This is a genomic window from Asaia sp. As-1742, from assembly GCF_011753235.1.
GTDB classification, from domain to species: Bacteria; Pseudomonadota; Alphaproteobacteria; order Acetobacterales; family Acetobacteraceae; genus Asaia; species Asaia bogorensis_B.
Genome location: NZ_VWWA01000005.1, coordinates 76476 through 93349, shown reverse-complemented (window position 1 = coordinate 93349; position 16874 = coordinate 76476). Strand labels below are relative to the sequence as shown.

General features: G+C 59.9%; 13 protein-coding genes. 8 read left to right on the top strand and 5 right to left on the bottom strand.

The window, feature by feature from the left end; all coding sequences use genetic code 11:
* The first annotated feature begins 611 nt into the window (after positions 1–611).
* Positions 612–4112, top strand: coding sequence for a methionine synthase (gene metH / locus F3J08_RS09745; RefSeq protein WP_205206895.1), 3501 nt, complete (start codon positions 612–614; stop codon positions 4110–4112).
* Positions 4113–4259: 147 nt separating this feature from the next.
* A complete protein-coding gene (locus F3J08_RS09740; protein ID WP_166929635.1) occupies positions 4260–5012 on the top strand; it encodes a YdcF family protein in 753 nt (250 codons plus the stop codon).
* Positions 5013–5063: 51 nt separating this feature from the next.
* On the opposite strand, the gene F3J08_RS09735 is transcribed toward F3J08_RS09740, so the two are convergent.
* Both F3J08_RS09735 and F3J08_RS09730 read right to left on the bottom strand, forming a co-directional pair.
* A complete protein-coding gene (locus F3J08_RS09735; RefSeq protein ID WP_166929633.1) occupies positions 5064–5936 on the bottom strand; it encodes a hypothetical protein in 873 nt (290 codons plus the stop codon).
* 87 nt (positions 5937–6023) lie between these two features.
* Positions 6024–7103 (bottom strand): alkene reductase, encoded by a 1080-nt coding sequence (locus tag F3J08_RS09730; RefSeq protein WP_166929631.1) that lies wholly within the window; start codon positions 7101–7103, stop codon positions 6024–6026.
* 124 nt (positions 7104–7227) lie between these two features.
* On the opposite strand from F3J08_RS09730, the gene F3J08_RS09725 reads away from it, so the two are divergent.
* On the top strand, positions 7228–7524 hold the full coding sequence (locus F3J08_RS09725; protein WP_122038929.1) for a helix-turn-helix transcriptional regulator: 297 nt from the start codon (positions 7228–7230) through the stop codon (positions 7522–7524).
* A gap of 112 nt (positions 7525–7636) precedes the next feature.
* A complete protein-coding gene (locus tag F3J08_RS09720) occupies positions 7637–9811 on the top strand; it encodes a hypothetical protein (protein WP_166929629.1) in 2175 nt (724 codons plus the stop codon).
* 108 nt (positions 9812–9919) lie between these two features.
* Here the strand turns inward: F3J08_RS09720 and F3J08_RS09715 are convergent, their stop codons facing one another.
* Entirely contained in the window at positions 9920–10303 is a 384-nt protein-coding gene (locus tag F3J08_RS09715) for a hypothetical protein (protein ID WP_122038931.1), read from the bottom strand.
* A gap of 33 nt (positions 10304–10336) precedes the next feature.
* Between F3J08_RS09715 and F3J08_RS09710 the strand changes: the two genes are divergently transcribed.
* From F3J08_RS09710 to F3J08_RS09700, 3 genes are all read left to right on the top strand, one after another.
* Complete coding sequence (locus F3J08_RS09710) at positions 10337–11320, top strand: RluA family pseudouridine synthase (RefSeq protein ID WP_122038932.1); 984 nt, start codon at positions 10337–10339, stop codon at positions 11318–11320.
* A gap of 312 nt (positions 11321–11632) precedes the next feature.
* Positions 11633–12547 (top strand): RNA polymerase sigma factor RpoH, encoded by a 915-nt coding sequence (gene rpoH, locus F3J08_RS09705; RefSeq protein ID WP_122038933.1) that lies wholly within the window; start codon positions 11633–11635, stop codon positions 12545–12547.
* 318 nt (positions 12548–12865) lie between these two features.
* Entirely contained in the window at positions 12866–13522 is a 657-nt protein-coding gene (locus F3J08_RS09700; protein ID WP_166929627.1) for a CPBP family intramembrane glutamic endopeptidase, read from the top strand.
* Positions 13523–13599: 77 nt separating this feature from the next.
* Here the strand turns inward: F3J08_RS09700 and F3J08_RS09695 are convergent, their stop codons facing one another.
* Positions 13600–14481: an NAD(P)-dependent oxidoreductase gene (locus tag F3J08_RS09695; RefSeq protein WP_166929625.1), complete on the bottom strand. Its 882-nt coding sequence runs from the start codon at positions 14479–14481 to the stop codon at positions 13600–13602.
* A gap of 123 nt (positions 14482–14604) precedes the next feature.
* Between F3J08_RS09695 and F3J08_RS09690 the strand changes: the two genes are divergently transcribed.
* Positions 14605–15363, top strand: coding sequence for a helix-turn-helix domain-containing protein (locus tag F3J08_RS09690; protein ID WP_166929623.1), 759 nt, complete (start codon positions 14605–14607; stop codon positions 15361–15363).
* 199 nt (positions 15364–15562) lie between these two features.
* Here the strand turns inward: F3J08_RS09690 and F3J08_RS09685 are convergent, their stop codons facing one another.
* The gene (locus tag F3J08_RS09685; protein WP_166929621.1) at positions 15563–16837 is read right to left on the bottom strand and encodes a Hint domain-containing protein; all 1275 of its coding nucleotides are present in this window, start codon (positions 16835–16837) and stop codon (positions 15563–15565) included.
* Positions 16838–16874 lie beyond the last annotated feature (37 nt).

The window sequence follows — 16874 nt, the reverse complement described above, 5'->3', positions numbered from 1 at the left end:
AAAATACATAGAATTTAAAATTGGTAACGTGCTCTGACGATTGCATCTTGTTGCAGCAACTCTCGAATGTCAGTCACTCTACACGCTTCGCAGGAGACGACTACGAAAGAAAATGGCGGGCAGGCCCCGCGCACCCGGTCGAGAAACAGCAGGTTCAGAGCCGTGGCCAGGTCACCTCGTCCCGCACAGCATGAACAAAACCCACCATGCTTCCTTTCATCACCTGCAGCGGACGCAACGCGGCGGTAGACTGACCACATTCCCTGCCTTTCCACCCCGAATGAGAGGCAGGCGCTCTCGTTCTGGCGTTGGGCAAGTTCTGGTGCCGGCGTGTCTTCATCACCCAGTATATAAAGAGGTATGCGCCCATCACCCGTCATTCATATCTCCGCATCCCTGCACTTTCATGCCAATCATAAGTCTCTCAGTACTATGTGGAAACCGGCAGGTCGCATGGGATAGGGCGAGCGCTTGGCCCCACCATGGAGCGCCCCTGCATGGCGCATCATACTGGACAGACGCCGTAGCCTCTGAAAAAAGGCAAGCAGCCGTAGCGCCCAGTCGCGGCTCCGCACCTGCGCCCGACCCATACAGCGAGACTGACCGCCATCATGACACGTCCCCATCTTCTCGACGCCCTGCGTGACCATGTCCTGCTTTGCGATGGCGGGATGGGCTCACGCATCCAGATGCTCGATCTCGAAGTGGAGCGCGATTACTGGGGGCAGGAGAACTGCACCGAAATCCTGACGCTGTCCCGACCCGAACTGATCCGCGAGATCCATCGCGGGTATTTCGAGGTCGGCGCGGATATGGTCGAGACCAATACGTTCGGTGGCTCGATCGTTACCCTTGCCGAATTCGGCTTGCAGGACCGTGCCCGCGAGATCAACCGCAAATCGGCCGAGCTGGCGCGCGAGGCCGCCGAGACCTTCAGCGACGGGCGTCACCGTTATGTTGTGGGCTCCATCGGCCCGGGCACCAAGCTGCCCAGCCTCGCCAATATCGACTACGATACCCTCGAGGCCGGGATCATCGAGCAATGCCGCGGCCTGATCGATGGCGGGGTCGATGCGTTTCTGATCGAGACCTGCCAGGACACGCTTCAGATCAAGGCCGCCGTCAATGCCGCCAAGGCCGCCAAGCGAGAACTGGGTTCGGATGCACCGATCTTCGTGCAGGTGACGGTTGAGACCACCGGCACGCTTCTTGTTGGCCCCGATATCGCCGCAGCAGCTACCACCATCCACGCACTGGACGTGCCTCTCATCGGCATGAACTGCGCCACTGGCCCGCAGGAGATGGCGGAGCATGTGAAATGGCTGTCCGAGAACTGGCCCGGCCTGATTTCCATCCAGCCCAATGCAGGCCTTCCCGAACTGGTGAACGGCACCACGCATTACCCCCTTACCCCTGGTGAGATGGCGAGCTGGGTAGAGCGTTTCATCGTCGAGGATGGCCTCAATCTGGTGGGCGGATGCTGCGGCACCTCCACCCCGCATATCCAGGCGCTGGACGGGATGCTTCGAAAGCGTGGCGGGACCAGCCATCGCCCTGCCCCGGTCAAGCGCATCCACCATTGGGTGCCGTCTGTCGCAAGCCTCTATACCCAGACACCGCTCCGTCAGGAGAACTCCTATTTCTCCATTGGCGAGCGCTGCAACGCCAATGGGTCCAAGAAATGGCGCGAGTTGCAGGAAGCTGGCGACTGGGATGGCTGCGTTGCCGTTGGACGCGAACAGGCCGCCGAAGGCTCTAATGCGCTTGATCTCTGCACTGCCTTTGTTGGACGCAACGAAATTGCCGAGATGAATGAGGTCGTCACGCGCTTCACGTCTTCAGTGAATGCGCCCCTGGTGATCGACTCAACCGAGACCCCGGTCATCGAGGCTGCGCTCAAGCTGCATGGCGGCAAGCCCATCATCAACTCGATCAATTTCGAGGATGGTGAAGGCCATGCCCAGGACCGCATGATCCTGGCGCGCAAATTCGGCGCTGCGGTGATTGCGCTCACCATCGATGAAGTGGGCATGGCCAAGACGCCGGAAGACAAGCTGCGTATTGCCGAGCGTCTGGTCGATTTCGCCTGCACGAAGCACGGTCTGCCGCAATCCGATCTGATGATCGACCCGCTGACCTTCACCATTGCCACGGGCGTGGAAGACGATCGCAAGCTGGGTGTCTGGACGCTCGAAGGCATCCGGATGATCCGCGAACGCTTCCCTGACATCCAGATCATTCTGGGCCTGTCGAACATCTCCTTTGGCCTCAACCCGGCGGCGCGCGCTGTGCTGAACTCGGTCTTTCTCGATCATGCGGTCAAGGCCGGCATGACGGGTGCCATCGTGCATGTGAGCAAGATCCGCCCGCTACATCTGATTGCCGCCGAGGAAGTGAAGGTCGCCGAGGATCTGATCTTCGACCGACGCCGCGAGGATTATGACCCGCTCCAGAGACTGCTGGAACTCTTTGCAGGCCGCAAGGCGGCTGATGCCGTTCAGAAGCGTCGCGCCGAGACGCCAGCCGAACGTCTGAAGGATCGTATCGTCGATGGCGATCGCAAGGGCATCGAGGATGATCTTGCTGCGGCAATGGAAGAAATGCCCCCGCTCGACATCATCAACACCGTGCTTCTGGATGGCATGAAGGTGGTGGGCGAGCTGTTCGGCGCAGGAAAGATGCAGCTTCCCTTCGTGCTGCAATCGGCAGAAACCATGAAGACCGCCGTAGCGTGGCTCGAACCCTATATGGAGCGTGTCGAGGGGCAGGCACGCGGTACGATGGTCCTCGCGACCGTCAAGGGCGATGTGCATGATATCGGCAAGAACCTTGTCGATATCATTCTGACCAATAACGGCTATCGGGTCATCAATCTGGGCATCAAGGTGCCCCTGGCTGACATGATCACCGCAGCACGAGAGCACAACGCTCAGGCCATCGGCATGTCGGGCCTGCTCGTGAAATCCACCGTAATCATGCGCGAAAACCTAGAGGAAATGGCGCGTCAGGGTATCGATATTCCTGTCTTTCTCGGTGGCGCAGCATTGACGCGCAACTATGTGGAAGATGAATGTGCCCGCTCCTACGGGATCGAGACCGCAGGGCGCGTCGCCTATGCACGCGATGCCTTTGATGGGCTGTCGCTCATGGACAAGGTGGTGAACAACCAGTTTGACGACTACCTGAGCGCCATCCAGACGCGTCGGGCGGGTAAGCAGCGCAAAGTCGAGCGGGCGCCCGAGCTGGCCGAGACACGTGGCTTTGCGCCCATCGACAAGGAAGCGGCGCGCGCCCGTCGTGCCCGCGTGGCCGGAACGCAGCCTGTACCTGTGCCGCCTTTCTGGGGCGCCCGTGTGGTCGAGGCCGCACCCGCCGCTGTGCTGCCCTTCCTGAATGAGCGCTCGCTCTATCAGTTCCAGTGGGGCTTCCGTAAGCAGGGGCGCTCGCTCGACGAGTTCATGACCTACGCCAAGCAGGAGCTGCGCCCTGTGCTCAAGCGTATGCTTGCACTTTGTGCGGAAGAAGCCATTCTCAAGCCTCAGGCCATCTATGGTTACTGGAAGGCCGCAGGCGAAGGGAATGACCTTGTGCTCTTCCATGAGGATGGCGTGACCGAGGCCGCACGCTTCGCCCTCCCCCGCCAGCCCCGTGAAGATGGCGAATGTATCGCTGACTTCGTGCGGGATATTGACGATGCTGAACGCGACGTGGTGGGCCTTCAGGTCGTGACAGTGGGCCAGAAAGCGTCTGATCTGGCACGGGACTGGTTCGAGGCCAATCGCTATCAGGACTACCTGTATCTGCACGGACTTTCGGTCGAAATGGCCGAAGCCATGGCAGAATACACACACAAGCGCATCCGCGCCGAACTCGGTTTTGCGGGTGAGGATGATCGCGACATGGAAAAGATGCTGGCGCAATCCTATCGCGGCTCGCGCTACTCCTTCGGCTACCCGGCTTGCCCGCGCCTGGAAGATCAGGAGCCCATTCTGAAGCTCCTCGATGCCGAGCGCATCGGGGTTTCGCTATCGGATGGCTATCAGCTTCACCCCGAGCAATCGACTTCTGCGCTCGTCATGCTCAACCCTCGGGCCAAGTATTTCACGGTCTGACCCGAGTGTGATGCCACGTTTTCCCGAGCGCGAAGGCATACTTGCCGGGAATTGAAATTGGCCCCGCATCTCTTCAGGAGCTGCGGCGCCACCCTGGCCGGCCACTCCCTTGACCGGTGAGGGGAGAGAGAAGGCGATGGGACAGAGATGACACATCCGGATTTTTCCGCTTTGGAACAACCCGAGATCAGAGAGGCCGCAGACCGTATCGCTGGCTATCTGGCTCTGACAAGTGTCGATGATGCACCGAACCGGATCGACCTCGTTTGTCTCGCTGGCAATGGCGTACTTGCCTGTGTTGATCATGCCACGAGCTTGGCGCGCCAGCACGACTGTCTCCTGCTCATCACCGGAGGGATCGGCCATTCGACCCCGCCGCTGGTGGCGGCTCTTGCCTCGCGCCTCGACTGCGCACCCTCTGCCCTCGCCGATCTTTCGGAAGCCGAATTGATCTCTCGGCTGATTGCAGCAGATTCCCTCATCGCCCGTGACCAGATCATTCTGGAGACCCGCTCGACAAACACGGGTGAGAACGCAGCTTTTACGCGCGACACACTCGAAGAGCTTGGGCTGAAGCCGCACCACGTTGTTCTGGTTCAGGACCCGCTTTTGCAACGCCGCACCGACGCGACGTTTCACCACGTCTGGCGCGATCACCCGACCCTGTTCTTTTCCTCTCCGCCTTTCACGCCCCGCCTCGGAGAAGCGGTAACATCAGAATCCTGGACAGAGGAGCGCTACCTGTCCCTGCTTCTGGGGGAAATTCCCCGGCTACAGGATACGACCACGGGTTATGGCCCAAGGGGGCGCGGCTTTATCGGGCACGTTGATATACCCCGGATGATCCTCGAGGATCACGCGCGGCTTGCGGCTCGCTTCACGACGCACGCCACGCGCTGACCCGACAACCCGGCATAAGGAGAAATTCCTGCGCCGGGTCACACCCGTGCCTCAATACGCGTAGGCGAGACCTGCACGCAGGGTCAGGCCGTTCTGGATGCCGCTTGAGGTCCAGCGTCCCGAGACCTGCCCCTCGCTCATGCTCTGGTAGGCATAGCGGTATGTGTCATGGCCATAGGATGTGTAGGCGTAGTCCCCGCCGGCCGTCAGATGCCAGTGGCGGGTCATGGCGTAATCTGCCCCGAGACTGCCTTCCCAGCGCGGCCGCGTCGAGGCACCATTCACGCGATAGGTCCCCGTGTCGAGAATCTCGGCCCAGCCGAACCGACCGCGCAGAACCAGACGATCGGTCAGCGCATAATCCGCATTCAGGCCTAGCCCGACGAAGAAGGCATTCTGCCCGCCGAAGCTATCGTAGCCATAGCTGTCATATCCCCCCTGGACGAAGGGGGTGATGAGCGCCTTGTCATGCAGAACCAGGAAACCCTTGCCGATTTCGCCACGGCTATAGGTCGAGTTGGCACTCTCCCCACCGTTGGTCTGCCACGCGTCGCTGCCATAGGACGAGCTGTAGCTGCTCGCATATTTGTTATTGCGTGTTCCCGAGCCGAGCCGGAAAAGTGCGGAGGCATACAGGTTCTCTATCCGCCCCAGAGAGACCATGGTCGAGGCGTCCACCTGAAACCCCGGAACCCAGCCGATACGGCGGGAGCGTGATTGCGACGCAGAGTGATACGGACGGTACCACTGACCACCCGTCGTCTGATACTGGTCGCCATAGCCCCCCACGAGATTATCAAAAATCCCGGCCATTGAGAGACCGATCTCCCGGTTGACAGCGACCACAGGGAGTGGGTCGGCCAGAGCCGTGGATACTGCGAGAGCTGAGAGGGAGGCTGCAGCGAAGAGAGATTTTAGGCGCATCGAGGTTCCAGAAAGAAACGAAATGTATCTTCCTGAAACCCGAACACGTTACGAGGTCAACATACCTAGGCAGGTTTTATAGCAAAGTCACGATTCGTTATAAAAAGGGTAATCGATGTATCCCTCGTCCCCACGGCTGTACCACGTCTTGATATTGTCGGACTGAAGCGGAAGGTTCTCAGACAAACGACGCGGAAGATCAGGGTTGGCAATGAATTTACGGCCAAATGCGATGGCATCGGCCGTCCCGTTGGCGACGGTTTCAAGAGCCTCCTCACGTGTGTAGTCCTGATTCAGAACCAGAGGATTCCGGAATACTTCACGAATCGGGCCATGCAGCTTGGGCTGGTCAGTCTTGCCAAATGTACCGTTCGTGCCGGGTTCACGCAGCTCGAGGAAGCCGATGCCGAGATCGTTGAGCAGCTTTGCCGCCGGAACGAACACGGTCTCGGGCGCGCTATCGATGCAACCCTGCGTATCGCCATTGGGTGAGAGACGCACGGATGTCCGGTCTGCCCCGATGGTGGCGATGACACGTTCCGTCACCTCACGCAGGAAGCGGATGCGGTTTTCAGGCGATCCGCCATACTCATCCTCGCGATGATTGGTGCCGTCACGCAGGAATTCATCAATCAGATAGCCATTGGCGGCGTGAATCTGCACGCCATCGAACCCGGCTGCGATGGCATTGCGGGCAGCAACCTCGTACTCGCCCAGGATACGCGTGATATCGGCCTTGGTGAGTGCGCGTGCCTGCTCCGGCTCCTGTTTGCCGTCATAAGTGTGCAGCGGCGCGGGCGCAGAGGTGGGCGAGCTGGAAACCGGCTGCTGACCCGTTACGCTGGAATGCACCATGCGTCCCATATGCCAGAGCTGGACAACGATCTTGCCACCCTTGTCATGCACCGCCCTGGTGATCGGCTTCCAGGCCTCGACCTGTTCCTGTGACCAGATACCGGGCGCATAGGGCCAGCCCAGTCCCTCGCGGCTGATACCGGTTGCCTCAGAGATGATCAGTCCGGCGCTGGCGCGCTGGGCATAGTATTCTGCCATGACCGGCGTCGGCACATGCTCACGTGTGCCACGGCCACGTGTGAGTGGTGACATCAGGATCCGGTTCTTCGCGTCGATGGCGCCAAGCTGGATCGGATCGAACAGAGTTGTCATAATGCTAAGTCCTCATGAACCCGTGGGGGTTTAATTCGATTTTGATCGAACAATATGAGGAATGGGGATGCGTCTTCGTGACGACAACCCCTCCCCCCCTGTTTTTTGGAACCGGACAGCCCAGATGCCTGACTACGATCACCCCGTTGTGGAGAGCCTCACCCTGCTGGGAGTCCTGCGAGGATTGGCAGATCCGATCCGTCTTGAAATCGTTCAGCACCTCGGTTCGGTTCCCGAAGCGAGTTGCGCCGCACTGCTTGGTGATCGGCCACGCTCAAGTATGTCTCACCATTTTCAGGTACTGCGTGAGAGCGGGCTGCTCCATACGCGCATACAGGGCGTGCAGCATTTCAACTCACTCCGCAGAGACGATCTCGATGCCCGTTTTCCCGGATTGATGCAGGCCGTCCTCGCGGGGTAGATCGCCCCGAACTCTTGAGGGCCTTGATGCCAGACGTGCTGCGCGACAACGCTGCAACACAAAGAACAGAACGAAGCTGCTGCACAACCCGGCGCCAGGAGATCTTTCACCTATGGCCATGATCCTGCTCACCTGGCATAGCGCCGTTGTATGTTCTGAAGGCGGCCGCCTGTTTCCCGCTCCCATCGCGGACGTGCTGTCCGGGAACGCCTTGCCCGTCGATCCCGGATATTGGGCCCGGCCTGAATCCGCTCCCCTTCCGTTCGAGGTCGTGACCATAGCCCCTGCACCGGGCATGACCATGGACAATACGCCCGGTCATGGCACCATTGTTGCCCTGCGGGGAGGGGCGCTCACAATCAGCTGTCGCGAGGGAGAAACATTCCGTGCCGTCGGCCACTGCGCGGAATGGGAGCATTTTCTCGCCCTGGACGCCGGGCATCTGAGCGTCCTGCATGCCGCGCTTTCACGGGACTGGAAACTCGAGAACGGCGAGACGATCCGCCCCGGACGAGACGGCTTCAGCCTGACCCTTGGGCCAACCCGTTTGGGCCTGAGTGACCTCTCCCTGACGGAAGACGGACAAACCCTCTGCGCGGCCGATAAGCGAGTTGCCACGGCCTGGCCCAATGCTGCCTTTCATCGCGCCATAGAGGCTGCGACACAGGCCATGCAGGATTTGCAGGCGAATGCTGTCAGGGGTCGCTCACCCTGGGGCGAGCCTGACGATTTGCCCCGGCAGCTTCTTCTGACCATCACAGACTATAACGAGCCCCGTCACATGATGTTTCTGGCGCGGCTCTGCCTCCTCATCGGGTTGGATGACGTCGCCCTGCTCTGCCTTGATGTGCTCGAAAACAGCGTCCTCCGGACAGACGCCCTGATCCTACGGGCCATCCTCGCACGCCTGCAGCATGACGAGCCCGCCTGCCAGGAAGCCCTGATTGCGGCCATCACGGGTGCACTGCCAGAGGATGCTCAGACCCCTGTCGTGATCGATCGGTTTCGGGCGCGCCTTGCCGAGCCCGAAACCTTTCTCACGCTTTGGCCCACGCTTGAGCGTGCGATAGGGCGGCCGCTGGATCCGTCATACGAGGATCTGCTCGTCCCGGGCTGGCTTCCTGCTGACGGAGACTTTGCCGAACAGACGCCTTATTACCATCGCCTTGAGGAAAAATGGACACAATGTCGGGCGGAACGACGACAGATCTTCCTCAACGAGGAGCGACGCCTCAACGGTCCTTCTCATGCCCTCGCCATACTGGAAGGCCACAAACACTGGCTCGATGGCAAGCAGGAGGAAGCCAATGCCCTGTATGACACGGCACGCAGCCTCTCGCTGCAAAACCAGCGCTATTTCATTCACTTCAACGGCGGGGTCTATACATGGCAAGGCCACGCCACGCGTCCGGCCGACCCACGTCCACTCAGTATCGACGCATGGCGCTGGGCCGGACTACCCGATGAGGAAGAGGGCGCGGGCGGCTCAAGGTCGGAACTCACCCTGATCGCAGGGGGAGACAGGCGCTATTTTGCCTTCATCCCCGGACTGATCGCCTCACTGGTCCAGGCCTGCGATGGCGCTGAGGCGCCAGGACATGTGAGGCTGGTTCTCGGCGTCGCCCATGCCTCGGACGAGCAGGTTGCGTTCCTGGAAGACGTCGCTTCGGCCCTGCGCAGAGTAAAAAGCATGGTCTCGCTGGTCTTTGCCTATGGCAGCCTGTCGCATTCCGATGGCGCAAGCTTTTCCTGCATCCGCTATCTGATGATGCCGCGGATCGCCCGTCTCGCTGATGGACCGATCATGACAATCGACATGGATGCCATGATCCCGGTCGATTTCCTGTCTCTCGCACGCGACATGCTGAGGACTTATGACTACGGCTTCAGACTTTATGCCTATGATCGCGACGGTCGACAGTGCGGTGGTGAGCCGTGGGGGTTCGGCGCTGGCGTATCCTATTTTGGCGAGAAGCCTCTTCTGCCCGTCATCGCGCAGGCGCTGAGCGACTACATCATCAGTGCCTATCATGGCGCCAATCCCACCAACTGGTGCATCGACCAATGTGCGCTCTCGGCCGTCTATCACCGGCATATCGCGCCGCGTTGGGCGACATTACGCATCAAGTTCATGGATGATCCGCCACCACTCGTGGTGATGCCGCACCATCTTGGCATGGACAAGAAAAGCTTCAGCCAGTGGACGGGACTCGTCGAGATGGGGCCTGTCTATGAGCGCCTTGGCCTTGAGGCGGGGCGTGCCGAAGCTTTCGTTGTACTGACCTGACTGGAAAGGACGGGTCGACTGGCTTGCGTCGTATTGCATGCCAGTCCACGCCCCGGAGCGTTCATTCTGGTGTGTTCCCCAGTTTCCCGGCACGAAAGGAAGATCGACTCAGGGACTGAGAGCGAAGCGCGCCATCACACGATTGGACTCAGGGCTCCAGATGACAATCTGCTCGCCTTCAGGGGTTGCGATCAGCAGTGACAGGCTGCCGTCGGGGCGTACGATCTGTGAGAGCACATGCCCGCCACCATGAAGGGTGAACACGGTGGCCCCATCACCCCCTTCCCGACTGGCCCTGTTTGCCACGATGTCGCCTTGCCGCGGCATAGCGGGAGCAGAAACCTGTCTCTCCTGCAGGATCGCCCGATGGGGATGCATGGCACGATGGACGACAATGCCAATCAGCCCGGCCGTGCCGATGACGATCAAAACGCCCATGCCGATAACCGCAGCCATCAGAACACGTGAGACAGGGGGCGGCGGCGTAGTCATGGCGGCAAGTGATCCTAATTGCTAAAGGGGCGCATGACCGATGCCCATGTCCCCGATGAAAACCGATTCGAGTTTGTTGTCACGCCAGAGCAGGCAGGGCAGCGGCTCGACCGCTTTCTGGCCGATTCCATCGGCACGCTCTCCCGTTCACGCGTCAAATCCCTGATCGAGGCCGGGCAGGTTTTCTGCGACGGCTCCATCATACGCGAGCCTTCGGAAACCACCAGAGCCGGGCGACGCCTCGTGCTGATCGTGCCGCCTGCCGCCCCCGCCCGCCCACAGGCCGAGGATCACGCCCTGCCGATCCTGTTCGAGGATCGCGACCTGATCGTGCTCGACAAGCCGGCTGGGCTGGTGGTGCATCCAGCGCCGGGTAATGAGACAGGTACACTGGTCAACGCCCTGCTCGGTCATTGCGGTGAGGATCTGGAAGGAATCGGCGGCGAAAAGCGCCCCGGTATCGTGCATCGTCTCGACAAGGATACGTCGGGACTGATGGTCGTCGCCAAGACGCCGCTCGCGCATAATGCGCTTTCCGATGCCTTCGCCGCGCGTGATATCGATCGAGCCTACAAGGCGCTGGCCTGGGGGCTTCTGCCAGCCACCATCAGTTATGATGGCGCGATCGGGCGGGACAAGCGCGACCGCAAACGCATGACAGTCGTCACCCAGGGGGGCAAGCACGCCCTGACCCATGTACGCTGCCTCGAAGCCTTCGACGCCTCCGTAAGCCTGATCGAGTGCAAGCTCGCGACGGGTCGTACTCACCAGATACGCGTGCATCTCTCTCAGGCTGGCCATCCCCTGCTCGGCGATCCGGTCTATCTGCGCCGCATCCCCGCGGCCGCACGTGGATTGCCCGAGGCAGCAAGAAGGGCAGCGCTCGACTTCCCTCGGCAGGCTCTGCACGCGGCGCGGCTCGGCTTCACCCATCCCCGGACAGGAGAGAGCCTCCTGTTTACCTCGGAGCCGCCAGAGGATTTCCAGTCACTCCTGCGTGCGCTGCGAGGGCGCTGATCGAAGCGCGTTTTCATCCTGCTTCAGGCTGGATAAGGGCCTCTGCACTTCCTGGACTATCGGCCGGGTTAAATAGGAGTAATGTGGTACGTTTTCTTGACTCGGAAAAAGCTGTATGATCCACTCCTAGCCAATCCGACGAGCTGACGCGCCGCCGGAACGGACGTGCCGCCTGATATCGCTCAATGGGAGGGTATCGCGCGGTGACGTAAGTCCTTCCTTATCCATGCGTCACCCGCCAGCGGGAACCAACAGGGTGAATACCCGTATATCTGGTTCCTTCACTGTCCGGGCGAAAGGAGTTGCAGCCCAATGGCCTCTTCCGCCGTCATGTCCATCGGCCCTGAAAACAACCTCACACGGTACCTTCAGGAGATCCGTAAATTCCCCATCCTGTCGCCGCAGGAAGAAGTCGAACTTGCCCGCCGTTGGCGTGACAAGGAAGACGACGCTGCTGCCCACAAGCTCGTTACTTCCCACCTGCGCCTCGTTGCCAAGATTGCCATGGGCTATCGTGGTTATGGCCTGCCGCTGAACGAACTGATCAGCGAGGGCAATATCGGCATGATGCAGGCCGTCAAACGCTTCGATCCCGATCGTGGCTTCCGCTTAGCTACCTATGCCATGTGGTGGATACGCGCAGCGATGCAAGAGTACATTCTGCACTCTTGGTCGCTCGTGAAAATGGGCACCACCGCGTCGCAGAAGAAGCTGTTCTTCAACCTGCGTCGTCTGAAAGGCCAGATGCAGGCCATCGATGATGGTGACCTGAAGCCGGAGCAGGTCGACAAGATCGCCACGACGCTTGGTGTACCCGAGCAGGATGTGGTGTCGATGAACCAGCGCCTCTCGGCACCAGATCACAGCCTCAATGCCCCCCTCCGTAGCGACAGCGAGGGCGAGTGGCAGGATTGGCTGGTTGACGATCAGGAAAGCCAGGAAACGACGCTGGGTGACGCGGAGGAAATGAGCGGACGTCAGGCCCTGCTGACTGAAGCCATGAAATCACTGAACGATCGTGAACGGCACATCCTGACCGAAAGACGCCTCAAGGACGACCCGTCGACACTTGAGGAGCTCTCACACGAATATGGCGTATCGCGTGAGCGTATCCGCCAGATCGAGGCGCGTGCGTTCGAAAAGCTTCAGAAGGCGATGGCCGCCGAAGTTGAACTGCGCCGTAAACAGGACGAAGGAATCTCCCTGCACCATCATGTGCAGGCCTGATCCGATCCCGCCGGGTTTGCAGTCATCCTGCATCCCCGGCGACAGGGCTATTCTTTCCAGTCCAACCTGCTCAGCGTCACGCATCACTTGAGCATCGAGAGCGGTTTCTCAGTGCACCTACGTCGGGAGCACCGCGCTGCTTTGTCGTTACCCTCTCGGCGGTAGCATGTCAGTTGCGAAAAAAGCTGCATAACTGGTGCCGTTCACCGCGCCCGCATTGGTCGCAGCATTTCCGATACCACCTGACGCGGCCTGCTCCCCTCCGACCGGGCGTTATCACCACGACGGTAACAATCTGTCCCGAAGAGGGGTAAAGCCATGACGCCCGTCCACCCTTCCCCCGCAAAGCGTCTCCTGCCTCGGGCGCTGCGTCTGGGTGAATTTCTCGCACTCTACGGCGGTGGCCCGCTTCTGGTGCTGGCCTTGCGTCAGCCGGGAATACTGTTCGCCGGGCTATGGGTTGGCGCGATCATCGCGTGGCTGTCCATACGTGGGCGTCTCCCTGTGCCGCATGACGTGCACCGGGAAATACGGGCCATCTTCGTACGCTTCGGAATTTTGGGGAGCGCGCTGACAGTTCTGGCCTATTTTCTCTGGCCCACCCATTTCCTCGACCTCCCCCGACACCGCCCGGGCTTCTGGCTGGTCATCATGGCCCTCTATCCCCTGCTTTCCGTCTGGCCGCAGGAAATGCTCTACCGGGGCTTCCTGTTTCAACGCTATCAGTCACTGTTCGTGACCCCAACGCGTCGGATACTGGCCAGCGCGATCACCTTTGCTTTTGCTCATGTCATTTTCCTTAACTGGATTGCCATAGCCCTCACTTTCGCTGGCGGCTTTCTGTTTGCCCGCGATTACGAGCGTCACCGCTCGTTGCGCCTCGCCTGTCTGGAACATTCCCTTTATGGCTGTTTGATCTTCACCATCGGTATGGGGCGATTTTTCTACACGGGCGCGGCCTGGCATCACGGCTGAATGACAGGGCTGCGCATGGTGGACCGACAGGGGGGGGAAATCCTGTCGCGGGATCGCCTCCCCCTTCACATACCGGCTCAGCCGTGCTTCAGCCCGGCCTTGACCTGCTCCTGCAGAACCACAAAGTCCCGTTCCCCGTCTCCCGCTTCGATGGAAGCTGCAAGACGGTCATGCACGATATCGGCATAAGGCAGATCCAAGCCGATTTCGTGCCCGGCTTGCAGGAACATCTTCACGTCTTTCAGGCCCAGTGTGACAGGCGCCCCCGGATAATCATAGGCGCGGTCAACCATGAGCTGACCGTAATTTCTGTGCACCGGGGCATTGCAGAAGCTGTTGATCATGATCTCGAACACCAGTGCCGGGTCTGTCCCCATCTGCTCGTTGAGTGCAAAGACTTCCGCCATCTGCTCGATGGTCGAGTAGATTATGAAGTTGAGACTGAGCTTGACCAGATTGGCCTGCACCGGGTCACTCCCCACCCGGAAAATTCGCTGGCTGAACGCTTCCATGACCGGAGCGACGCGATCCAGCACCGCCTGCTCACCGGCAATCATGGCACAGAGTTTTCCAGCCTCGGCGGCGGGCGGCCGACCCAGCACATTGGCGCTGACATAATGCTGACCACGCGCCGCATGACCATCGCGCAACCGACGCGCCTGATCGAGGGAGAGCGTGCTGCAACAGACATGAACGGCGCCTTCACGCATGGCCTGCGCGAGTCCGTCTGGTCCAAAACTGGCTTCCTGAATTGTGGCATCGTCAAACAGCATGGAAAACACGACATCTGTCTGCTTGGCCACCTCGGCAGGTGTGTCAGCCACCACGGCACCGCGCGCGACGAGGGCGTCGGCCTTTGAACGGGTACGGTTATAGACCACCACATCATGCCCGGCCTCGAGCAATCTCGTAGCCATGGCGTGCCCCATGGCACCGAGTCCGATAAAACCTGTCTTCATAGGCGTGCTTCCTGAGTAATCGCTTCATGAGATCCAAAGGCGGATAGGCTGAGCCTAACGGCTTATCTGTTGGCGTTCTCGCGCCTATGCGCCATAAATCAGTGCATGGACGCCAAATGCAGCATGGTCCCGCATGAAGCCGAAGCGCATGACGCCCCCTGGATTCTGGGAGGCCATATGGAACAGGGTGAGCGCCGCGAGGCCCGCCCGCATGCCCATGAACGCGGGCAGATTTTCGGGATTGCGAATGGCGTCATGGCGCTGCGCACGCAGGCAGCCCAATGGTTGATCGGCCCTGGGCAGCTATTATGGCTCCCGCCATCCCTGACTCACGAGGCCCGCTCCCACGGCGCGGTCATGGGCTGGAGCCTCTATGTCCATCCTGAGCGATGTCAGGCCCTGCCAGCCTATCCGTTTCTGTCGCGCGGGAGCGATCTGCTCAACGCACAGGCCGTGCGCCTCGCCCGTCAGGCCCGCGGCCTATTATGGACATCTGTGGTGGCACGACTGGCGGAGAGTTTCTGGGATGAATTCCTCTCCCTGCCGCAAGACACGGGAGCCCTCCCCTTCCCTCAGGACGCTCGGCTCAGGCGTGTGGCGGAGGCATTGACAGACGACCCGTCAGATCGGCGCAGCCAGCCAGAATGGGCCCGACTGGCCAATATGTCGCAACGATCTTTCGTCCGTCATTTTGCAGATGATACTGGCCTGAGTTTCTCCGCCTGGCGGCAACGCCTGCGCATCGCACATGCCTACAAGAAGCTCGCCCAGGGAGAAAGCGTCGCCAGCGCGGCCATGAGTGCGGGTTATGAGAGCTTTGCGGCCTTCTCGAAAGCCTTCACGCGTCTGACCGGCCGTCTGCCTTCCAGCATCGCGGATTAACCTCATCTCCCCAGCCGGGGTACCCGAGAGCCGGTCGCCCCCTCTTTTCAGCCTTTGAAACGCCTAGTGCTCCTGGCGGCCGATGAATGACATTGCGATCTCGGATCCTCCTCCGTGACCCGTTCGACACGATCTTGCCGAACGGGCGCTGCCTCGGCTGAGGCTAGCCACTAGACCACAGGATAGCGGGATACTCGGCTCAACCCGCCCGCCGGATTTCCATGGCGTCGCAAGTTTCAGGCAGATAAGTCCCGGTAGCGAGTACCTCGATACACAATATGACCGGATCCGCGATTTCTCCTTCTCCGAAAGGCAGCCACCCGTATCCGTTGGTCCAGCGAGAGCTGCTCTCGCCCGGGTGCCATCCAGAGAGGGGCTCATCGCGCAAGTGGGTCGTGACAACGAATTGTCCTTCACAGGAGAAGCCGTCAATGGTGCCGATCAGCACGCCAAGTCGCCGACGGTCGTCGACATACGGGCCGATGCTGTCGCAAGATCGCGATGCACGCGATACAATATGAACTCCTGCCGTACCCGGTGAAATCTGGAACATATGTTTCGAGCCCTCCCGACGCAGAGGACGAATTTCGCGACCAGTCCTATCGACGAGACGTAGATCAGGCTCACGTGTCAGGCTGCGGGTTTCAGGCAAGGTCACAGCCTGTGCAAATCGCTCATACAATGCCTGCGCAAAGGCTTGTTCGACACATAGCGGCAGGGCGTAGCATGGGTCAGAAGCAGACCTAAGCGCGATAACATTGTTCGACGCGTCGAAGGTATGTCTGTTCCCCGTATCAATGTAACTCTCGACCGGTGTGTTCTCAGCCAGAATGATCGAATGCTCGGCAAGTTCGATATGATAATATTCATAGCTCTGGATCGACATGTCATAGCGTATTGTCACGCCATTCACGAGCATACGAATTGGCAGCATCCTGCCTTCGAAAGCGAAACAGTGCTCTGGAGTAACCAGCAGATCGCGTGATGGCACGCCAGCCTCAAAAGCATTGGCCTCGATACGTACAGGATACCCTGCAAGATCGGCAGGTTGCCAGGGTTCGAACCTGTTGAACCGTCGGCCCAGCCATATGATCGGGCGATACACGACCTCGCCGTCAACCAGACAGGCCACAGTCTCTCCGATTTCGAGTTCTTCGATACGGACTTCACCGCGGGCGGTCAGGATGTGTGTACCTTCGAGGAAGCAAATCTCGCTTGCGGCCCTGTCGACCACCAGGTAAGCGCCATCCCCTACCGATGGGTCCTGGATGACTGATCCCGACATGGCAGACAAAGTGGCGCCTGAACCAACCTGGCCGCCAATGAGCGTACCTCCGGCCTGCACAATGGCAATATTCCTGTCATAACCATTGTTATAGAAAGTATCGTTTACCGAGCTCGCTCCCGCCATTACCGTGACGGGATCAGAGTTGAACTGATTACCTGTCGTTGTACCACCCGAAGAAATGTACACGGTTCCATTGGCAATATAAGAACTGGCCAGCGTGCCA

Coding starts and splice junctions, on each gene's coding strand:
- rpoH (WP_122038933.1), top strand. CDS start 11,633: ATGGCCTCTTCCGCCGTCATGTCCATCGGCCCTGAAAACAACCTCACA.
- F3J08_RS09695 (WP_166929625.1), bottom strand. CDS start 14,481: ATGAAGACAGGTTTTATCGGACTCGGTGCCATGGGGCACGCCATGGCT.
- F3J08_RS09735 (WP_166929633.1), bottom strand. CDS start 5,936: ATGCGCCTAAAATCTCTCTTCGCTGCAGCCTCCCTCTCAGCTCTCGCA.
- metH (WP_205206895.1), top strand. CDS start 612: ATGACACGTCCCCATCTTCTCGACGCCCTGCGTGACCATGTCCTGCTT.
- F3J08_RS09725 (WP_122038929.1), top strand. CDS start 7,228: ATGCCTGACTACGATCACCCCGTTGTGGAGAGCCTCACCCTGCTGGGA.
- F3J08_RS09720 (WP_166929629.1), top strand. CDS start 7,637: ATGGCCATGATCCTGCTCACCTGGCATAGCGCCGTTGTATGTTCTGAA.
- F3J08_RS09700 (WP_166929627.1), top strand. CDS start 12,866: ATGACGCCCGTCCACCCTTCCCCCGCAAAGCGTCTCCTGCCTCGGGCG.
- F3J08_RS09710 (WP_122038932.1), top strand. CDS start 10,337: ATGACCGATGCCCATGTCCCCGATGAAAACCGATTCGAGTTTGTTGTC.
- F3J08_RS09690 (WP_166929623.1), top strand. CDS start 14,605: ATGGTCCCGCATGAAGCCGAAGCGCATGACGCCCCCTGGATTCTGGGA.
- F3J08_RS09730 (WP_166929631.1), bottom strand. CDS start 7,103: ATGACAACTCTGTTCGATCCGATCCAGCTTGGCGCCATCGACGCGAAG.
- F3J08_RS09740 (WP_166929635.1), top strand. CDS start 4,260: ATGACACATCCGGATTTTTCCGCTTTGGAACAACCCGAGATCAGAGAG.
- F3J08_RS09715 (WP_122038931.1), bottom strand. CDS start 10,303: ATGACTACGCCGCCGCCCCCTGTCTCACGTGTTCTGATGGCTGCGGTT.